The following is a 17,882-nucleotide window of genomic DNA, read 5'->3' as shown; positions in this document are numbered from 1 at the left end:
ACAGTGACCTCGAAGCACACCACCAGAGTGCGGCGCAGGAGTCTGGGGGCGGCCGTGGCCGCGGCCGGGCTGCTGGCCACGCTGTTCGCGGCCGGTCCCGCCGCCGCCACCCCCGATCCCGGGGACTTATCGCCCGGCGGGTCCGCCCCGCGGGGCGGCGAGCCGGCGGCGGGCGGGCGCGCACTCGCCCCGGGCGAGATCCCCGGCCAGGACGAGATCGTGCACAGTGCCAACGTCAAGCACCTGACCAACATCCCGAGCACCTATCCGGGCGTCATCAACACCGATCTGGCGTTCCAGGGCAAGTACGCCTACGCCGGCAACTACAACGGCTTCACCATCTACGACATCGGCAACCCGAAGGCCCCGAAGACGGTCAGCCAGGTGCTCTGCCCCGGCGGCCAGAACGACGTCTCCGTCCAGGGGGACCTGCTCTTCCTCTCCACCGACTCCTCGCGCAGCGACGACTCCTGCAACAGCGTCTCGCAGCCCGCGACGGAGAAGTCCTCGTGGGAGGGCATCAAGATCTTCGACATCAAGGACAAGAAGAACCCCAAATACATCAAGTCCGTGGAGACCAACTGCGGTTCCCACACCCACACGCTGGTGCCGGGCGAGCGCGACATCTACCTCTACGTGGCCTCGTACTCCCCGAACGAGGCGTTCCCCGACTGCCAGCCGCCGCACGACGGCATCTCCGTGATCAAGGTCCCGAAGAAGAACCCGACGCAGGCGGCGGTCGTCGCCTTCCCCGTCCTCTTCCCGGACGGCGGCAACCCGGGCGCGCCCGCCAACCCCGGCGTCTCCAAGACGACCGGCTGCCACGACATCACCGTGCTGCCGTCGAAGAAGCTGGCCGCCGGCGCCTGCATGGGCGACGGCATCCTCTTCGACATCAGCAAGCCCGAGCAGCCGCGGGTCATCGACCGGGTGCAGGACAACGTGAACTTCGCGTTCTGGCACTCCGCGACCTTCAACGAGAAGGCCGACAAGGTGGTGTTCACCGACGAGCTGGGCGGCGGGGGCGGCGCCACCTGCAACGAGGCCACCGGCCCGAACCGCGGGGCCGACGGCATCTACGACATCACCGGCCGCGGTGACCAGCGCAAACTCGTCTTCCGCAGCTACTTCAAGATCCCGCGCCTCCAGGCCGACACCGAGAACTGCGTGGCGCACAACGGCTCGCTGATCCCGGTCGGCGGCGGCCGCGACATCATGGTCCAGTCCTGGTACCAGGGCGGCGTCTCGATATGGGACTTCACCGACTCCTCCCGGCCCAAGGAGATCGGCTACTTCGAGCGCGGCCCGCTCACCACGGACCAGCTCGGACTCGGCGGGTCCTGGTCGGCGTACTACTACAACGGGAACATCTACTCGAACGACATCGCCAAGGGCCTCGACGTGCTGCGGATCGACGACTGGCGCACCGAGAGCGCGAAACGGGTGTGGATGGACCGGCTCAACGTGCAGACCCAGCCCGAGTACCACTGAGCACGATCCGCCGGACGCCCCCTAACCCGCTGAGGGAAACGTTCCGCCGGGCGGTCCGCCGTCCGGCGGGAAGCCGAGCTCCCAGTCCAGCCCGTAGCGCTGGAACAGCTCCGCCCGCAGCCGCGCCGGCGGCATCGGGGCCCCCGGCAGCAGGACCGCGACCACCGCGCCCATCAGCAGGGCCCGCAGCAACGGGTAGTCGGTGTCCACGTCCGCCGATCCGTACCGCGTGACCGTGTCCCGGAGCAGCTCCGCCAGCCGCTGCTGCTCCGGGCACTGGACGAACCCCTCGGCCTGGAGGATGCCCGCCATGTGGGTCCGCATCAGCAGCGGCTCGTCCCGGGCGAGCCCCAGGATCGCGTCGACCGCGCGGGCGAGCCGCTCGCGGCCGTCGTCGCTGCGCGGCTCGCGCTCCAGGGCCGAGCCGAGCGTCAGGTGCATCAGCCGGTGGACGGCCGACTGGAGCAGTTGCCGTTTGCCCGGGAAGTAGTACGAGACCAGGCCGCGGGCGCTGCCCGCCCGGTCGGCGATGTCGCCGAGCGTCGTGGCCTCGTAGCCGCGTTCGGCGACGAGTTCGACCGTGGCCTGGAGCAGCCGCTCCCGGGAACGTCTGCGCAATTCTTCATTGACCGATGCGCTGCGCGGGGACATGCTTACTCCTGCGTTGACTGGCTCCCAGCCAATATACTCAGCGCACGGGGTCGCCTGCTCTGGGTGACGCGGGGGATCACCCAGAGCAGGGACTTCCACACCTCGGGGCGCGACGGATTCCGGCCTGCCGCCCGGACGGGCGGTGTCAGCTCCGGTGCGATCAGCCGGGTGCGCCCAGACGTCCGCGCCCAGGCGTCCGCGCTCAGGCCGGAGTGCTCAGGCCGGCACGGTCAGGCGAGTGGGCTCAGGCGAGTGCGCTCAGACCCGGCATCAGGGCCACGACCAGCGGGACCGCCGGGACCAGTGTGGCCAGTGCGGTCAACCGAAGCCGGCGGCCCGCCGACAGCCGGGGCGCCGCCGACAGCAGCCGCCGCACCCGCTCCGACACGTGCGGCTGCGGGCTCGGATAGGGCCCGAACACCCCCCGGTCCTCGTTGAGCCCGACCAGCGCCAGCGCGATCGTCAGCCTCCCGAACCGCCGCGAGGCCACGTCGTCGGCGGCCAGTTCGACGAGCCGGTGCATCTCCGCCTCGAACGCCGCGAAGACCGGCACCTGCGGGAACCCGCCCGCCAGCGCCCGCGAGCAGTGCAGCAGCCAGTCGTGCCGGGCCTGCGCGTGCCCCTGCTCGTGCGCCAGTACGGCGTCCAGCTGGCTCCCCTTGAGCCGTCCGAGCGCGGCCGTGGTCACCACCAGCTGCGGGGCCGCGCCCGGCAGCCACCACGCGTCGGGCCGCGTCCCCTCCAGGACGACGAGCCGCGCCCCGGCCGGGTCCTCCCCGGGCAGCAGCGGCGCCCGTACGAGCAGCTCGGCGCCCTGCGCCCGGCGCCGGGACCGGGCCCGCAGCACCTCCCGGGTCAGCCGGGCCCCGGTCCACAGCCCGCCGCCCGCCAGCGCCAGCGCGGTCCCCACCGCCCACGGGCCGCCGGTCGGGCCCAGCGCGTACGCGTCGACCACCCCGTGCGGGGCCGCCGCGAAGAGCCGGCCCCGCACCGCCAGCCAGGCGGCGGCCGCGCTCAGCAGCATCGACAGGGCGAAGCACAGGAGCACCGCGCCCACCACGCACTGCCACACCCACAGGGCGACGACGGGCTCCCGCTCCGGCCATTCGGCCCGGGCCAGCAGACGGGGGGCGAGCACCGCGGTCAGGGCGCCGAGCAACAGGAGTGCGGCGGGGACCATCATGTCCGCCAGCCTATGAGCGCGGGGCTACCTGCGGGTACGGCCTTTCGTGATTGGTGACGCAGGACACGTTTGCCCTCCGCCTCCCAGAGCCTCACAGGCTCAGCAGCATCGCCAACATCCCCATCCCCATGGCGAGTCGGCACGCCCGCGTCAGCTCCGCCGCCTTCGCGGGAGGCCCGCCCGCGACCGGCGGCGCACCCCCGCCCGCCGTCACCAGCCGGGCCCCGCCGAGCAGCACGTACCCCGCGAAATAGAGGAGCAGTGCCCCGGTGACGAGCGGCGGGCCCCCGCCGTGCCCGTGCCCGCCGGTCATCGTCAGCGCCATGTACGCCATGGCCAGCGATCCGACCAGGTGGTGCGCGTGGTGCACCCCGTCCCGCAGCAGCCACAGCGCGTGCAGCACGGCCCCGCAGAAGACGGCCAGCAGGATCCCGGGCCCCCACGGCCCGATGCCCGGGGGCACGGCCATCACCGCCATCCCGAACCCCATCAGCGCCTCGCCCGCCGCCCCGCCGCGCGCCTCCCGCTCCGCGCTGCGCACCCGCCACAGGCAGTACGCACCGCTCGCGGCGCAGAGCAGGACGAGCAGCCAGGCGGAGAGGGAAGCGGAAAGGGACATCGCGGGACCGTGCACGGCGGAACCTCCCGGTTCGTCGGCGTCACGGGAAGAGATGCCCCGGCCCGGACGCCCGCACGCCGCCCCGGGTTAGGCTCTCCTTGCCGCACCGGGCATGTCATATGCCACCGAGCAGAACGGGAGCCCTCGATGTCGACCGCCCACCCCACCGCCCTGAACTTCCGCAGCGCCGTGGAGACGGACGTACCGGAACTGGTGCTCCTGGTCGAGTCGGCCTACCGCGGGGACGCCAGCCGCGCCGGCTGGACCACCGAGGCGGACTACCTGGACGGGCAGCGCACCGACCCCGACGGGGTCCGCGCGATCATCGACTCCGCCGACGGCGTCCTGCTCGTCGTCGAGCGCGCGGGCGAGCTCGTCGCCTGCTGCCAGCTCGAACACCGGGGCGACCACGCCTACTTCGGGATGTTCGCGGTCCGCCCGGGGCTGCAGGGCGGCGGCCTCGGCAAGGAGATACTCGCCGAGGCCGAGCGCCGCGCCCGCGAGACGTGGGGCGCCAAGGAGATGCGGATGACGGTGGTGAACGTACGGGAGGAGCTCATCGCGTACTACGTGCGCCGCGGATACCGGCGCACCGGCGAACTGAGCCCCTTCCCCTACGGCGACGAGCGCTTCGGCGTCCCGCTCCGCGCCGACCTGGCCTTCGAGCTGCTGGTCAAGCCGCTGTAGCGGGCGCGGGAGCCGCCGTCAGGCGATGAACCGGCCGGTGCTGCGGATCTCCGGCAAGCCGGTGGCCGCGCCGTCCAGTTCGAGCGCCCGCGCCACCCGCAGCTGTTGCAGGGTGTTGACGGTCCAGCCGGTCACCCGCAGCCCGGCCGCGTGCACGCGCTCGACCGTGTCCAGGGTGAGCTCGCGGATGTTCAGGGCGACCTCGTGCGCGCCGCAGGCCCGGGCCCGGGCCACGACGCCCGGCGCCCCGCCGGCCAGATCCGAGTGGAGCACGGTCCGCACCCCCGGGAGCAGCCGGGCCGTCCCGGCGAGCACCTCGTCGCGGAAGGAGGCCACCTCCACCCGTGCGCTCAGGTCACGGCGCAGCACCAGCTCCGCCAGCGCCGCCGCGGCCGGCCCGTCCTGGACCGACACCTGGAGCGGGGTCCGGACCGCGTCCAGGACCTCCTCGAAGACCGGCACGCGCTCGCCGTGGCCGGCGTCCAGCTCGCGCAGCGCGGCCAGGGTCAGATCGGCGACGGCTCCGGAGCCGTCGGTGGTGCGGTCCACCTCGGCGTCGTGCAGGACGACGAGCACGCCGTCCTTGCTCAGCTGCAGATCCAGCGCGATGACGTCCATCCCGGAACGTTCCGCGCGGACGAACGACCGCAGGGTGTTCTCCGGTTCGACACCCATGACCCCGCGGTGACCGATGGTGAGGAAAGTCAAGGTTCTCTCGCTTCCGTCGACGGCGGCTCGCCGCACGGTCGCGGTGTCCCTACCGGCCGGGCGGTGAGGACGCATGCTAGTGCGCCGGGGATGCGATGGGACCGCCCGTGCAGCGCCCGGAACGGGGCCTTCGGCCGGTTCCCGCCAAGGCTGTACGCCGCCGCGCGCGCCGTGGCGGCCCTGTCGCGTCACCCGGGCGTGGGCGCGTCCCCGCCGCCTTGACGATCGGTGGCCGCGGCTCCGGCCGAGGACCCCGTACCGGCCGCGTCCAGCTCCGCGAGATCGGCCAGCAGGGCCTCGCCCAGCTCCAGTTCGGCCAGGTGCTGCCGCTCGCTCCAGCGCAGCGCGAGCGCGGGGAAGGCCCACTGCGGTACGCCGCCCGCCTGCTCCATGGCCTCGCGTACGGCGGCCAGTTCGCCCCGGGTGCGCTCCAAGTGGTCGCCGACCATCGCGCGCAGCAGCTCCGGCTCGGCGAGGTGGCCCAGCCAGATCCGCAGCAGCAGCCCGTGCTTGAGCACCGGCGGTCCGGCCTCCGCGGTGTCCGAGGCCCATCCGGCGAGGGCCGCGCGCCCCGCGTCGGTGATGGCGTAGCGGCGCTTGGCCCGGGCCTCCTCCGGTCCCGAGCGTGCGGAGGCCGCGTACCCGAGCTCCTCCAGACGGCGCAGTTCGGCGTAGATCTGGCTGATGGCCGGGGACCAGTAGAAGAAGCGCAGGGAGGAGTCCGCCCACTTCTTCAGCTCGTAACCGGTGCGCTCCCCGGGGAAGGACAGCAGCCCGAGCACGGCCCATGCGGTCGCCGGTAGCTCTTGCTTCTTCGACGTCTGACTACTAGTCATATTCCGAATTGAAGTAAGGCCGGGCACGGGACGCAACCCTGGAGGCATCGTGAAATTCTCCGTGATCTTCGAAGCTCAGCTCGCCGACCCGACCGTGGAGCGGGAGCACCAGGTCATCCACGACTGCGTGGAGCAGGCCGTGCTCGCCGAGCAGATGGGATTCGACCGGATCTGGGCCGTCGAGCACCACTCCCTGAAGTGGTACGCGCACATGTCGGCGCCCGAGGTCTTCCTGACCTGGGTCGCGGCCCGGACGGACACCATACGCATCGGCCACGGGGTCGTCTGCATGCCCTTCCACTTCAACCACCCGGTCCGGGTGGCCGAGCGGGCCGCCATGCTCGACCTGCTCTCCGGCGGCCGCCTCGACCTGGGCGCCGGGCGCGGCGGCACCGAGCAGGAGACCTCCCTGTGCGGGGTCGACCGGGAGCGCACCGCGCAGGAGGTGGAGGAGGCGCTGCGGATCATCGGCCAGGCCTGGCGCGAGGAGGAGCTGGAGTACCACGGCGAGCTGATCGACATCGACCCGCACCCGATCCTGCCGCGGCCGCGGCAGACCCCGCATCCGCCGCTGTTCCTGGCGTGCAGCCGCGCCGAGACCCTCGTGCAGGCCGCCGAACTGGGCGTCGGGGCCCTGGTGATGGGCTTCGCCGGGCCGGAGTCCATCGCCGGGATGCGGGCCGTGTACGACGGGGCGGTGGCCGGCCGGGACGGTGCGCGCTTCGTCTCCACCGCGGTCAACGACCACTTCTCGGTGCTCTGCCCGACCATCGTGCTCGACGATCCGGCCGAGGCGCGCCGGATCGGCATCCGCGGCCAGCGGTTCTTCGCGCAGTCCATCGGCCACTGGTACGGCGGCGCCGGCGTCCCGGACGAGGCCGTCGTCGCGGGCGCCGACGAGGCGGCGCAGATGCGCACGGCGGCCGAGCAGGTGGTGGCCCGGCTGCACGAGCAGGCGATCCCGGTGCGGCCCACGTCGACGGCGACCTTCCACGCCGACCACGCGTACGGGAGCGCCGACGACGCCATCGCGTACGTGCAGCGGCTCAAGGAGGCGGGCGCGGACGAGATCATGTGCCTGATCCAGATGGGCACGGTGCCGCAGGAGGCCTGTCTGGAAACGCTGCGGCAGTGGGGCGGGAAGGTCATCCCGCACTTCCGCGCCGCCTGAGTGACGGACGTCACCCGCCGGCCCTTCAGGTGGCCGCCCGAAGGGCCGGCGGGTAGGGGTGACAGGGCGCGAAAGGGGCGAAGCGCTCGCTCCTCCCGTGGACGGCGGGAAGAATTACGGTGTCAGTAGGGGTCGCGCAGGATAATTTCCCGCGCAGGCCCTTGAGCAGGACAGGCCCGCACGCATACGCTGTGTTGACGCGAGGTTCTCCTGTGGAGGAAGTGACATGACGGAAATTCTTGTGCCGGGTTCTGGCGGTGCGGTGATAACCGCCGGTGCGCGGGTGGTCGACCACCCGGCGTGGCCCGAGCTCAAGGCCGCCGTGGAGGAGATCCGCCCCTGGCAGGCCAAGGACGGCTCGATCGACTTCGAGGCCGCGGCCGCCCCGGCTCCGACCGAGGTCGCCGCCGCCGTCGAGCGGGCGATCGCCGCCGTGGAGGCGCTGTCGCCGCTGCTGCCGCACGCCGCCGCGTACCACCGCGCGCTCGTCTCCGACCTGCGCAAGTGGGTGGCCGACGGCTTCAAGGTGCCGGACTTCCTGGACTCCCTGCTGGCCTTCCACCCGGCCGCCGAGCGCGCCGACGGGCTCCAGCACCTGGTCGTCTTCCCCATGTACACGCAGAACGGCAACCTCGACCGCAACTTCGAGGCCGTCGTCCTGAAGATGGTCTGGCCCGAGTGGCTCTCCGAGCTCGAGCGCACCCGGTACGACAACCCGCTCTTCCTCGGCATCACCTTCGAGGACTTCACCCCGGGCTACGACACGCACTCCGCCGTGCTCTTCCCGGAGACGATCGCCGTCCGCGAGGCCCCCGAGCGCTTCACCTGGGGCGGCATCTTCTGCGACCGCGAGGCCGCCCGCTACCGCAAGGTCACCGAGGCCGCCGTCGACATCCTGGGCATCGAGCTGCCCGAGGACATCGCCCGCATGGTCGAGGACCAGGAGCGCTGCGAGAAGGCCTTCGTGCTGTGGGACATGGTCCACGACCGCACCCACAGCCACGGCGACCTGCCGTTCGACCCCTTCATGATCAAGCAGCGCCAGCCGTTCTGGATGTACGGCCTGGAGGAGCTGCGCTGCGACCTCACCGCCTTCAAGGAGGCCGTGAAGCTGGAGTCCGAGGGCAACGAGCACGGCCGCGACGTGCAGTACGCCGTCCTGTTCGACCGGATGTTCCGCTTCCCGGTCTCCGGTGACCGCAACCGCAATTACGACGGGCTCGGCGGCCAGCTGCTCTTCGCGTACCTCCACAAGCACGACGTCGTGCGCTGGACGGACAACAAGCTGAAGATCGACTGGATGCGCGCCCCGCAGGTCACCAACCAGCTGTGCGCCGAGATCGAGGACCTGTACCGGGCCGGCATCGACCGCCCGAAGCTCGTCCACTGGTTCAAGGCGTACGAGCTCGTCTCCACCTACCTCGCCCCCCACCCGGGCTCCAAGTGGGCCAAGGGCCCCGACGCCCTCGACCTGACGCAGCCGCCGCGCAAGCTCGTCGACGACGTGCTTCCCGACGAGTTTCCGCTGAGCATGTTCTATGAGGCGCTCGCCAAGAAGCTCAAGGGAGTGATCGCCTCCACGAAGGGCATCACTGCAGTGAACGCCGATTCGGCCGAGCGGGTCGCCGCGTGAGCGCTCGCCCACAGGAGGCTGCACAGATGAACAGCGCTGGGAATTCCGGGAACGGCAAGCTCCACGGTGCCGTGGTGGCGGTCGCCGGGGCCGGCGGCCCCGCCGGGCGCGCCGCCCTGCTCCGCCTCGCCGAGGCCGGTGCCGTGGTCGTCGCGGCCGACGCCGATCCGACGCGCCTCGCGGAGTCCGTGGACGCGGCCCGCTACGCCCACGGCGGCGCCACCGTCACCGGTGACACCGTGGACCTGCTCGACCTGGAGGCCACCAAGGCCTGGGCCGACCGCACGGAGAAGGAGTTCGGCCGGATCGACGGGGTCGTCCACCTCGTCGGCGGCTGGCGCGGCAGCAAGACCTTCACCGACGTGGACCTCGCGGACTGGGACTTCCTGGAGAAGCTCCTGATCCGCACCGTCCAGCACACCTCGCTCGCCTTCCACGACGGGCTGCTGCGCAGTGACCGCGGCCGCTACGTCCTGATCAGCCAGTCCGGCGCGCACAAGCCGGTCGCCAACAACGCCGCGTACAACGCCGGCAAGGCGGCCGCCGAGGCCTGGACGCTCGCCCTCGCCGACTCCTTCCGCAAGGCGGGGGGCGAGGAGGGCCCGGGCGCCGCGGCTGCGATCCTGGTGATCAAGGCACTGGTGCACGACGCGATGCGCGCCGAGCGCCCCAATGCGAAGTTCGCGGGCTTCACCGACGTCAAGGAGCTGGCCGAGGCCATCGCCGGCGTCTGGGAGCGGCCCGCCATCGATGTGAACGGACAGCGTCTGTGGCTCACTCCGCAACCGTGAAGACCGATGCCCACCGCCACCACGATCCGGCGGTGCGCGGATTCGCGAGCGACAACTACGCGGGGGTCCATCCGGAGATCCTGGAGGCCCTCGCCCTGGCCAACGGCGGCCATCAGGTCGCCTACGGCGAGGACGAGTACACCGAACACCTGCAGAAGATCATCCGCAGCCACTTCGGCCCGTACGCGGAGGCCTTCCCGGTCTTCAACGGCACCGGCGCGAACGTCACGGCCCTCCAGGCCCTGACGGACCGCTGGGGTGCGGTGATCTGTGCCGAGACGGCGCACATCAACGTCGACGAGGGTGGCGCCCCGGAGCGGATGGCCGGTCTCAAGCTGCTCACGGTCCCGACCCCGGACGGCAAGCTCACCCCCGAGCTCATCGACCGGCAGGCCTGGGGCTGGGAGGACGAGCACCGGGCGATGCCGCAGGTCGTCTCGATCACCCAGAACACCGAGCTCGGCACGGTCTACACGCCGGACGAGATCCGGGCGATCTGCGAGCACGCGCACGCCCACGGCATGAAGGTCCACCTCGACGGGGCCCGCATAGCCAACGCCGCGGCCTCGCTCGACGTGCCGATGCGCACGTTCACCAACACGGTGGGCGTGGACGTGCTGTCCTACGGCGGCACCAAGAACGGCATGATGTTCGGCGAGGCCGTGGTGGTCGTCAACCCGGACGCGGTCCGGCAGATGAAGCACATCCGCAAGATGTCGATGCAGCTCGCGTCCAAGATGCGGTTCGTGTCGGTGCAGCTGGAGGCGCTGCTCGCCAAGGACCTGTGGCTGCGCAACGCCCGGCACGCCAACGCGATGGCGCAGCGGCTGGCGGCGGGGGTGCGCGAGACCGACGGGGTGGAGATCCTCTACCCGGTGCAGGCCAACGCGGTGTTCGCGAAGCTGCCCCAGGAGGTGTCGCGGCGGCTGCAGAAGCGCTACCGCTTCTACTTCTGGGACGAGGCCGCCGGCCACGTGCGCTGGATGTGCGGCTTCGACACCCAGGAGGAAGACGTGGACGGCTTCCTCCAGGCGCTGAAGGAAGAGCTGTCCCGCTGAAGATCTGAATAGATATACCCCCGACTGCAAATCCATTGATTCGCGGTCGGGGGTATGCCTATGCTCCGGGCCATGCAGCTGATCCCGCAGAACCCGGATGCGCCCGCCTATCTGGCGGCAGACGAGGTCATCGACCACGGCCACCCGCTCGTACGGGAGACCGCCGACGCCCTCTGGACCGCCACCGGCGACGCATACTCATACGCCAAGGTCGCCTTCGAGTTCGTCCGCGACACCATCCCGCACTCCGGCGACTCCGGGGACCCGCGCGTCTCCTGGCGCGCCTCGGACGTGCTGCGCACCCGCAACGGCATCTGCTACGCCAAGTCCCACGCGCTGGTCGCCCTGTTGCGGGCCCGGGGCGTCCCGGCCGGCCTCTGCTACCAGCGGCTCGCCGACGACGACGGCTCGAACCCCGTCGTACACGGGCTGATCGCCCTCCGGCTGCCGGGGGCCGCGGACTGGGCCCGCCAGGACCCGCGGGGCAACAAGACCGGCGTGGATGCCCGGTTCGCGCTGGACTCCGAGCAACTCGCCTTCCGCGTACGCCCCGAGCTCGGCGAGGTCGACTACCCCGAGCTGTACGCCGTGCCGCACCCCGCCGCGCTGGCGGCCCTCAAGGGGTCCGCCGACCGGCAGGAGCTGTGGCGGAACCTTCCGACGGCCCTGTAGCCGCGACGGCTCCGGCCGGCGCCGCGCCCTGCCGGACCACCAGTGCGTGCAACAGGGCGGCGGCCAGGATCAGTGCGGAGATCCCGGCCAGCAGCGCCTGCGGCGGTGCGGTGGCCGCGAAGCCCACGAGCGCGGCGCCGACCGACGCGGCGGTCAGCTTGAGTCCGGCCCCGAGGGTGAACACCTGGGTCCGCACGGCGTCGGGGGCGCACTCCGACCGGATCCGGAGGGTGGCCGTCAGCAGTGGTCCGTCGCACACCCCGGCGGCGGCGAACAGCACCGCCGCGACGGTGACGGACGGGGCGAACGCGGCCGCCGCCAGGGCCGCCCCGGTCCCCGCCATGGCCCGGCGCGCCAGCCGCCCCGGCTCCACGGTCGTGATCCGGCCCAGCGTCAGGGAGCCCGCCAGCGCGCCCACCGCGAACGCCGTCATCAGCACGCCCCCGCCGCGCGGGCTGCCGAGCCGCGACGCCAGCAGCACCGACGTGGTGGTGAGGGTGCCTATGCCGACGAACGCCAGCGTCGTGGCGGAGGTGATCGCCCGCAGTTCCCGGATCCGCCACAGGGCCGCCAGCCCGGCGCCCAGGCCGGCGGGGGTCCCCGTCCCGGCCCCGGAGCTCGCCGCCGGGCCCGGCGGCCGGTTTCCGTACGGGAGGGTCGCGGCGAGCGCCGCCGCGAGCGCACCGGCCAGCGCGAGCACCGCCATCGCGGGTGCGGCCGAGCCCAGTGCGGCGGCCAGGCCCACCACCGCCGGGGCGGTGACCGCGGCGGCGTTGTAGGTGGACGCGTCCCAGGCGTACGCCCGGTCCCGCCCGGCCCCCGCCGGGACCAGGCCGGCGACCAGACTGGACATCCCGCCCGTCACCATCGGCCCGCAGCAGCCGCCCAGCAGCGCCACCGCCAGGACCAGCGGCTCCGGGGCCCGGCCCAGCAGTACGGACAGCGCCGCGACCGCGCAGGTGAACCCGGCCAGCGCGGCCACGTGGAACGGTCTGGGCCGGCGGGTCCGGGCCGCGGCCGCGCCGGCGAGCGGAGCCGCCAGCACGTGCGGAGCCAGCCAGGCCGTCAGGACGAAGGCCCCGTACGCTGCGCTCCCGGTGCGCTCCAGGGCCAGCAGGACCACCGCGAGGCTCATGCCCTCCGAGGCGAACCGTGCGGCCAGTGCCGCTGCCAAGTACCGCCCGAACGCGCGCATCCCCCGGACCCTCCCCGCAGTGTGTAACGTGATACCGGCGCAAGACGTTACGCGATGCGGGTGTAGGGCGAAAGGATCCGAGGATGACGGATTCCATGCAGGGGTTCTCGGTGGGCCGGCGGCTGGTCGATCTCGCCGAGGCCGTCCGCACGGACCCCGGACTCCCGCGGACCGAACTCGCGGCCGTCCTCGTGCGGCACGGGGAGCACCCCGCCGACCTGACGGAGGAGGCCTTCGCCGAGGCGGACGCGGCCGAACTGCGGGCCGCGGCCCGGCGGATCGGAGAGGTCCTCGCCGAGACCGACGAGGACCGTGCGGTGGAGGCCCTCAACGCGCTGTTTGCGCAGTACGGCACCCGGCCCCGCCTGACCCGGCACGACGGCCGCTCCTGGCACCTGCACGTGGACCGGGGGGAGCGGGCGGGGTGGGGCGAGTGGTTCCTGGCCTCCGGGGCCCTGGCGCTCTCCCAACTGCTCACCGAGTACGGGCGGATCGCGTGGGGTGCCTGTGCCGCCGGGGGCTGCGGGCGGTTCTTCCTCGGCGCCGGGCCCGGCAGCGCCCGCCGCTACTGCTCCGCCACCTGTGCCACGCGTGCGCGGGTCGCCGCGCACCGCAGGCGCAAGCGTGCGGAGGTGGCGGGGTCGGCGTGAGCAGCCGCGCGGGGCAATAGGAAAGTTTCCTGTTGGATAACGTTGTCAACTTGGCATGCTCATGGGTACTTTCGGCGGCAGAACATCCCCGTTCCCCCACCCCCGAACGGAAGGTGCTCCATGCGCTACGGAGTTCCCGCAGGCCTGGCCGCCCTGGCACTCGGCCTGACCGCGGCCCTGACCCTCACCCCCACCGCCCAGGCCGGGCCCCCGCCGGCTCCCGCCCCCGCCGCGGCCGCCGCCCCGGCGCAGTTCGCACACCCCGGAGTCCTCAACAGCCGCGCCCAGCTGGACTTCGTACGCACGAAGGTGCGGGCGGGGGAGGAACCGTGGAAGTCGGCGTTCGACGCCATGCTCGCCAGCCCCTACGGCTCGCAGTCGCGTACGCCCCGACCGCGCGCCGTCGTCGAGTGCGGCTCGTACTCGAACCCGGACAACGGCTGTTCCGAGGAGCGCGAGGACGCCATCGCCGCGTACAGCGACGCCCTCGCCTGGTACATCACCCGGGACGCCGCGTACGCGAGGAAGTCGATCGAGCTGATGGACGCCTGGTCCGCGAAGATCAAGGACCACACGAACACCAACGCCCCGCTGCAGAGCGGCTGGGCGGGCTCCACCTGGCCGCGCGCCGCCGAGATCATCAAGCACACGTACACCGGCGGCTGGCCGGGCCAGGGGCGCTTCGCCACCATGCTGCGCGACGTCTACCTGCCCGAGGTCATCAACGGGAAGCCGAACAGCAACGGCAACTGGGAACTGATCATGATGGACGCCGCCATCGGCATCTCGGTCCACCTCGACGACCGTGCGAGCTACGACAAGGCGATGGCGATCTACCTCGGCCGGGTCCCGGCGTACTTCTACCTCGCCTCCGACGGGGCGCAGCCCGCGTACCCGCCGCGCTCGACCATCGACACGAAGAGCGAGCTGATCGACTACTGGCACGGCCAGAGCACCTTCGTGGACGGCCTGGCCCAGGAGACCTGCCGGGACTTCGGCCACACCGGGATGGCGATCGCCGCGACCATGCACGTCGCCGAGACCTCGCGGATCCAGGGCCGCGACCTGTACCCGCAGTTCAAGGACCGGTTCCGGTACGCGCTGGGCTTCCACGCCCCGTACGAGCTCGGCGCGAAGGTGCCGTCCTGGCTGTGCGGCGGGAGCGTGGCGAAGGGCATCGGCCCGGCCACCGAGGTCGGCTACAACGCCCTGCACACGCGTCTGGGCGTCAGCATGGAGAACACCCGCAAGCTCACCGAGGGGCGGCGCCCGGCGGGTACCGAGAACCACTTCGAGGCGTGGGAGACGCTGACCCACGCCGAGAACCCCAACTGACCGTCGGCGGGGCCGGCACGAGACGCGGCCCCGCCGTGAACGGCGGGGCCGCAGAATCACCCGACCTGGTGGTGCGGGATCAGCCCGCTTCCTTGACCTGGGCGGCCGTCGGCGCGGTCCCGCCCAGGTGCGCCGGCACCCACCAGGTGTCCTCGGGGCCCTTGGGCTTGCCCGGGTAGGCGCTCTGCGCGGCGTCGAGCAGCTCCTGCACCCGCTCGCGCAGGCGGCGGGTGATGGCCCCGGCGTACTGGTCGGTGGGCGCCTCGATGGGCTCGCCGACCCGCATCGTCACCGGGATGTGGCTGCGCTTGAGGTTCTTCGGGCGCCCCTTGGTCCACAGCCGCTGGGTGCCCCACAGGGCCACCGGGATCAGCGGGACGCCGGCCTCCTGGGCCATGCGCGCGGCGCCCGACTTGAAGCTCTTGAGGGTGAACGACTGGGAGATCGTCGCTTCCGGGAACACGCCGATGATCTCGCCCGCGCGCAGCGAGTCGAGGGCGTGCTGGTAGGCCGTCTCACCCTGCTTGCGGTCGACCGGGATGTGCTTCATCGCGCGCATCAGCGGACCGGACACCTTGTGGCGGAAGACCGACTCCTTCGCCATGAAGCGGACCAGGCGCTTCTGCGGCCGCGCGGTCAGGCCGGCGAAGATGAAGTCGAGGTAGCCGATGTGGTTCGACACGAGAACCGCCCCGCCCTTGCGCGGGATGTTCTCCGTGCCCTTCATGTCGATGCGGATGTCCAGCGCCTTGAAGAGGGTGTGGGCGGCGCCGATCACCGGAGGGTAGACGAGCTCAGCCATGAGGGGGAGACCCCGCTTTCTGCCTGGGGAGGTGCTCCCGGCCGGAAGTTACGGCTGCGTAGGTACGCTGCCCTTGGGGATCGTGCCCCATACGCGGGCTGCTGGCCAGCCCAGACGACCGTGCCCGAGGAGATTCTCGTCACGCCGGGAATGCAGCGCGTAGCCGGGGCGCTCGGATCACCGTACGCACGCAATTCAATGATGCGGCAACGAGGTCCGCGGCGACGGGAGCAGGGGTGCACGGGGACGAGGACGGGCAGGCCACGGGCCTGGCACGGCTGGGCGCGGCGGAACTGGGCGCACCGCTCGGGCGGCGGGCCACCCTGGTGCAGTTCTCCAGCGCGTTCTGCCAGCCCTGCCGGGCCACCCGGCGGATCCTCGCCGACGTGGCCGGCCTGGTCGAGGGCGTCGAGCACATCGAGATCGACGCTGAAGCCCGTCTCGAGCTGGTGCGCGCCCTCGGCATCGAGAAGACGCCGACCGTGCTGGTCCTCGACGCCGGGGGCCGGATCGTGCGGCGCGCGGTGGGGATGCCGCGCAAGGCGGATGTGATCGCCGCGCTGGGCGCCGCGGTATGACCGGTACGGCGGCCGGCCCGACGGCCGGTACGCCGGTGCACGCGCCCGCACGCAGCGTGACGCGCCTCGCATCTGGCCGGTGCGGCTTGACTGTGTACACGGGAGATCGCCAGGCTGGCGGCATGCGGTATGAACTCCTGCTTTACGGGCGGGTCCACGTGGACCTGGTCCGCTACGCGAGCGCGCGTTGTCGGGGCCACTGAACGAACCCGGTCCCCGACCCGATCCCACCGCGCCCGTGCCCGCCGCCCCCGCGGCAGAAGGAAGCACCTCCATGACGGCCCCGTCCGCCTCCACTGTCCCCACCGCCGCCTCCGGCCGGCCCGGCTCGCCCGACCTGCTGCGCTCCGTCTTCCGCCGGCATGCCGCGGGAGTGGCCGTGATCACCGCCGAGGACGGCGGCCGCCCGGTCGGGTTCACCGCGACCTCGCTCAACTCGGTCTCCGCCGATCCTCCACTGCTGTCCTTCACCATCGCCACGGGGGCCTCCAGCTGGCCCGCGATACGCGGCTCCGAGCACCTCGGCGTCCACATACTCGGCGAGCACCAGCAGGACCTCGCGGGCCTGTTCGCCCGCAGCGGAGCCGACCGGTTCGGGCCCGGCACGGGCTGGGCCCCGGGTCCGTACGGGGTGCCGGTGCTGGACGGCGTACTGGCGTGGCTGGTGTGCCGGGTGGTGGCGCGCGTGCCGGCCGGGGCGCACCGCGTGATCATCGCGGAGGCCGTGGCCGGGGACCCGGCCGGGGAAGGCCGGCCGCTCCTGTACCACCAGGGTCGCTTCAACGCGCTGCGCGACTGAATCGTCCCTGCTGGGGCGGGTTCGGGCGGCGTTGGACAGATCACAGTTCACCGGCCTTGCCACCGCGGGACACCCACGGTGTACTGACGAGTAACATTCCCTTCGGAGCGCGGGCCGCCCCGACCGGGATCCGCCCGACAAGGCGCCTATGCTGCCTGCACAAGGCGGTATCAGAAAAAAGACGATGCGGTAGGAGAGCCGGCGTGAGCCTGAGGATCGTTGTCTGTGTGAAGTACGTGCCCGACGCCACCGGCGACCGGCACTTCGCCGATGACCTGACGGTCGACCGCGACGACGTCGACGGTCTGCTGTCGGAGCTCGACGAGTACGCCGTCGAGCAGGCGCTGCAGATCGCCGAAGACGCCGACGACGCCGAGATCACCGTCCTGACGGTGGGCCCCGAGGACGCCAAGGACGCGCTGCGCAAGGCGCTGTCCATGGGTGCCGACAAGGCCATCCACGTCGAGGACGACGACCTGCACGGCAGCGACGTCATGGGCACCTCGCTGGTGCTCGCCAAGGCGATCGAGAAGGCCGGCTACGACCTGGTCATCACCGGCATGGCCTCGACGGACGGCACCATGGGCGTGCTCCCGGCGATCCTGGCCGAGCGCCTGGGCGTCCCGCAGGTCACCCTGCTCTCCGAGGTCAAGGTCGAGGACGGCACCGTGACGGGCCGCCGCGACGGCGACTCCGCGAGCGAGCAGCTGGAGGCCTCCCTCCCGGCGCTCGTCTCCGTGACGGACCAGTCGGGCGAGGCCCGCTACCCCTCCTTCAAGGGCATCATGGCCGCCAAGAAGAAGCCGGTGGAGTCCTGGGACCTGGAGGAGCTGGAGATCGAGTCGGACGAGGTCGGCCTCGAGGGCTCCTGGACCGCGGTCGACTCCGCGACGCAGCGCCCGGCCCGCACCGCCGGCACGATCGTCAAGGACGAGGGCGAGGGCGGCAAGTCGCTGGCCGAGTTCCTGGCCGGCCAGAAGTTCATCTAAGAGCTTCGGTCACCTCTGTTAGCCCCCAGATACT

At 72.1% G+C, this 17,882-nt stretch carries 20 protein-coding genes; 13 read left to right on the top strand and 7 right to left on the bottom strand.

Annotated elements, in window-relative coordinates; translation table 11 throughout:
• Positions 1-3 precede the first annotated feature (3 nt).
• Complete coding sequence (locus ADK52_RS13085; RefSeq protein WP_053689950.1) at positions 4-1,491, top strand: LVIVD repeat-containing protein; 1,488 nt, start codon at positions 4-6, stop codon at positions 1,489-1,491.
• A gap of 21 nt (positions 1,492-1,512) precedes the next feature.
• On the opposite strand, the gene ADK52_RS13080 is transcribed toward ADK52_RS13085, so the two are convergent.
• The 3 genes from ADK52_RS13080 to ADK52_RS13070 form a co-directional block, all read right to left on the bottom strand.
• Positions 1,513-2,142 (bottom strand): TetR/AcrR family transcriptional regulator, encoded by a 630-nt coding sequence (locus ADK52_RS13080; protein ID WP_053689949.1) that lies wholly within the window; start codon positions 2,140-2,142, stop codon positions 1,513-1,515.
• 244 nt (positions 2,143-2,386) lie between these two features.
• Positions 2,387-3,325 (bottom strand): M56 family metallopeptidase, encoded by a 939-nt coding sequence (locus tag ADK52_RS13075; RefSeq protein ID WP_053689948.1) that lies wholly within the window; start codon positions 3,323-3,325, stop codon positions 2,387-2,389.
• A 91-nt stretch (positions 3,326-3,416) separates the two neighbouring features.
• Positions 3,417-3,944: a DUF5134 domain-containing protein gene (locus tag ADK52_RS13070; RefSeq protein WP_053689947.1), complete on the bottom strand. Its 528-nt coding sequence runs from the start codon at positions 3,942-3,944 to the stop codon at positions 3,417-3,419.
• Between the two features lie 147 nt (positions 3,945-4,091).
• Between ADK52_RS13070 and ADK52_RS13065 the strand changes: the two genes are divergently transcribed.
• Positions 4,092-4,631, top strand: coding sequence for a GNAT family N-acetyltransferase (locus tag ADK52_RS13065; protein ID WP_053689946.1), 540 nt, complete (start codon positions 4,092-4,094; stop codon positions 4,629-4,631).
• Between the two features lie 18 nt (positions 4,632-4,649).
• Here ADK52_RS13065 and ADK52_RS13060 read toward each other — a convergent pair whose 3' ends face one another.
• Positions 4,650-5,339 carry a glycerophosphodiester phosphodiesterase gene (locus ADK52_RS13060; RefSeq protein ID WP_053689945.1) on the bottom strand — a complete coding sequence of 230 codons (690 nt, stop codon included), beginning with the start codon at positions 5,337-5,339 and terminating at the stop codon, positions 4,650-4,652.
• A gap of 188 nt (positions 5,340-5,527) precedes the next feature.
• Positions 5,528-6,175, bottom strand: coding sequence for a PadR family transcriptional regulator (locus ADK52_RS13055; RefSeq protein ID WP_053689944.1), 648 nt, complete (start codon positions 6,173-6,175; stop codon positions 5,528-5,530).
• A 49-nt stretch (positions 6,176-6,224) separates the two neighbouring features.
• Here ADK52_RS13055 and ADK52_RS13050 point away from each other — a divergent pair, with 49 nt between their 5' ends.
• The 5 genes from ADK52_RS13050 (at position 6,225) to ADK52_RS13030 (ending at position 11,500) form a co-directional block, all read left to right on the top strand.
• A complete protein-coding gene (locus ADK52_RS13050) occupies positions 6,225-7,346 on the top strand; it encodes an LLM class flavin-dependent oxidoreductase (protein ID WP_053689943.1) in 1,122 nt (373 codons plus the stop codon).
• Positions 7,347-7,572: 226 nt separating this feature from the next.
• Positions 7,573-8,979 carry a DUF6421 family protein gene (locus ADK52_RS13045; protein ID WP_053689942.1) on the top strand — a complete coding sequence of 469 codons (1,407 nt, stop codon included), beginning with the start codon at positions 7,573-7,575 and terminating at the stop codon, positions 8,977-8,979.
• Between the two features lie 26 nt (positions 8,980-9,005).
• Positions 9,006-9,770, top strand: coding sequence for an SDR family NAD(P)-dependent oxidoreductase (locus ADK52_RS13040; RefSeq protein ID WP_053689941.1), 765 nt, complete (start codon positions 9,006-9,008; stop codon positions 9,768-9,770).
• Complete coding sequence (locus ADK52_RS13035; protein WP_030161907.1) at positions 9,767-10,828, top strand: threonine aldolase family protein; 1,062 nt, start codon at positions 9,767-9,769, stop codon at positions 10,826-10,828. The genes ADK52_RS13040 and ADK52_RS13035 overlap by 4 nt, the downstream gene beginning before the upstream one ends.
• A gap of 72 nt (positions 10,829-10,900) precedes the next feature.
• Positions 10,901-11,500 carry a transglutaminase-like domain-containing protein gene (locus ADK52_RS13030; protein WP_053690017.1) on the top strand — a complete coding sequence of 200 codons (600 nt, stop codon included), beginning with the start codon at positions 10,901-10,903 and terminating at the stop codon, positions 11,498-11,500.
• On the opposite strand, the gene ADK52_RS13025 is transcribed toward ADK52_RS13030, so the two are convergent.
• A complete protein-coding gene (locus ADK52_RS13025; RefSeq protein ID WP_053689940.1) occupies positions 11,445-12,695 on the bottom strand; it encodes a hypothetical protein in 1,251 nt (416 codons plus the stop codon). The two genes, ADK52_RS13030 and ADK52_RS13025, sit on opposite strands and share 56 nt — an antisense overlap.
• A gap of 83 nt (positions 12,696-12,778) precedes the next feature.
• On the opposite strand from ADK52_RS13025, the gene ADK52_RS13020 reads away from it, so the two are divergent.
• Both ADK52_RS13020 and ADK52_RS13015 read left to right on the top strand, forming a co-directional pair.
• Positions 12,779-13,345: a CGNR zinc finger domain-containing protein gene (locus ADK52_RS13020; RefSeq protein WP_053689939.1), complete on the top strand. Its 567-nt coding sequence runs from the start codon at positions 12,779-12,781 to the stop codon at positions 13,343-13,345.
• A 120-nt stretch (positions 13,346-13,465) separates the two neighbouring features.
• Positions 13,466-14,680: an alginate lyase family protein gene (locus ADK52_RS13015; protein WP_053689938.1), complete on the top strand. Its 1,215-nt coding sequence runs from the start codon at positions 13,466-13,468 to the stop codon at positions 14,678-14,680.
• Between the two features lie 79 nt (positions 14,681-14,759).
• On the opposite strand, the gene ADK52_RS13010 is transcribed toward ADK52_RS13015, so the two are convergent.
• A complete protein-coding gene (locus ADK52_RS13010; protein ID WP_053689937.1) occupies positions 14,760-15,482 on the bottom strand; it encodes a lysophospholipid acyltransferase family protein in 723 nt (240 codons plus the stop codon).
• Positions 15,483-15,718: 236 nt separating this feature from the next.
• On the opposite strand from ADK52_RS13010, the gene ADK52_RS13005 reads away from it, so the two are divergent.
• From ADK52_RS13005 to ADK52_RS12995, 4 genes are all read left to right on the top strand, one after another.
• Entirely contained in the window at positions 15,719-16,060 is a 342-nt protein-coding gene (locus ADK52_RS13005) for a thioredoxin family protein (protein WP_053689936.1), read from the top strand.
• On the top strand, positions 16,057-16,263 hold the full coding sequence (locus ADK52_RS45000; RefSeq protein WP_420714854.1) for a putative leader peptide: 207 nt from the start codon (positions 16,057-16,059) through the stop codon (positions 16,261-16,263). Before ADK52_RS13005 ends, ADK52_RS45000 begins: the two co-directional genes overlap by 4 nt.
• 71 nt (positions 16,264-16,334) lie before the next feature.
• Positions 16,335-16,859 (top strand): flavin reductase family protein, encoded by a 525-nt coding sequence (locus ADK52_RS13000; RefSeq protein WP_053689935.1) that lies wholly within the window; start codon positions 16,335-16,337, stop codon positions 16,857-16,859.
• Between the two features lie 203 nt (positions 16,860-17,062).
• Entirely contained in the window at positions 17,063-17,848 is a 786-nt protein-coding gene (locus tag ADK52_RS12995; protein ID WP_078988286.1) for an electron transfer flavoprotein subunit beta/FixA family protein, read from the top strand.
• The last annotated feature ends 34 nt before the right edge of the window (positions 17,849-17,882 follow it).

Source organism: Streptomyces sp. WM6372 (assembly GCF_001279655.1).
Taxonomy (GTDB): Bacteria; Actinomycetota; Actinomycetes; order Streptomycetales; family Streptomycetaceae; genus Streptomyces.
Note: the sequence above shows the minus strand (reverse complement) of the source record. Positions and strands in the feature narration are given on the sequence as shown.

Bases quoted from the DNA above. Each gene is read 5' to 3' on its own strand.
- ADK52_RS13025 (WP_053689940.1), bottom strand. From the start codon at position 12,695: ATGCGCGCGTTCGGGCGGTACTTGGCAGCGGCACTGGCCGCACGGTTC.
- ADK52_RS13080 (WP_053689949.1), bottom strand. From the start codon at position 2,142: ATGTCCCCGCGCAGCGCATCGGTCAATGAAGAATTGCGCAGACGTTCC.
- ADK52_RS13070 (WP_053689947.1), bottom strand. From the start codon at position 3,944: ATGTCCCTTTCCGCTTCCCTCTCCGCCTGGCTGCTCGTCCTGCTCTGC.
- ADK52_RS13045 (WP_053689942.1), top strand. From the start codon at position 7,573: ATGACGGAAATTCTTGTGCCGGGTTCTGGCGGTGCGGTGATAACCGCC.
- ADK52_RS13040 (WP_053689941.1), top strand. From the start codon at position 9,006: ATGAACAGCGCTGGGAATTCCGGGAACGGCAAGCTCCACGGTGCCGTG.
- ADK52_RS45000 (WP_420714854.1), top strand. From the start codon at position 16,057: ATGACCGGTACGGCGGCCGGCCCGACGGCCGGTACGCCGGTGCACGCG.
- ADK52_RS13030 (WP_053690017.1), top strand. From the start codon at position 10,901: ATGCAGCTGATCCCGCAGAACCCGGATGCGCCCGCCTATCTGGCGGCA.
- ADK52_RS13010 (WP_053689937.1), bottom strand. From the start codon at position 15,482: ATGGCTGAGCTCGTCTACCCTCCGGTGATCGGCGCCGCCCACACCCTC.
- ADK52_RS13020 (WP_053689939.1), top strand. From the start codon at position 12,779: ATGACGGATTCCATGCAGGGGTTCTCGGTGGGCCGGCGGCTGGTCGAT.
- ADK52_RS13075 (WP_053689948.1), bottom strand. From the start codon at position 3,325: ATGATGGTCCCCGCCGCACTCCTGTTGCTCGGCGCCCTGACCGCGGTG.
- ADK52_RS13015 (WP_053689938.1), top strand. From the start codon at position 13,466: ATGCGCTACGGAGTTCCCGCAGGCCTGGCCGCCCTGGCACTCGGCCTG.
- ADK52_RS13055 (WP_053689944.1), bottom strand. From the start codon at position 6,175: ATGACTAGTAGTCAGACGTCGAAGAAGCAAGAGCTACCGGCGACCGCA.
- ADK52_RS13065 (WP_053689946.1), top strand. From the start codon at position 4,092: ATGTCGACCGCCCACCCCACCGCCCTGAACTTCCGCAGCGCCGTGGAG.
- ADK52_RS13000 (WP_053689935.1), top strand. From the start codon at position 16,335: ATGACGGCCCCGTCCGCCTCCACTGTCCCCACCGCCGCCTCCGGCCGG.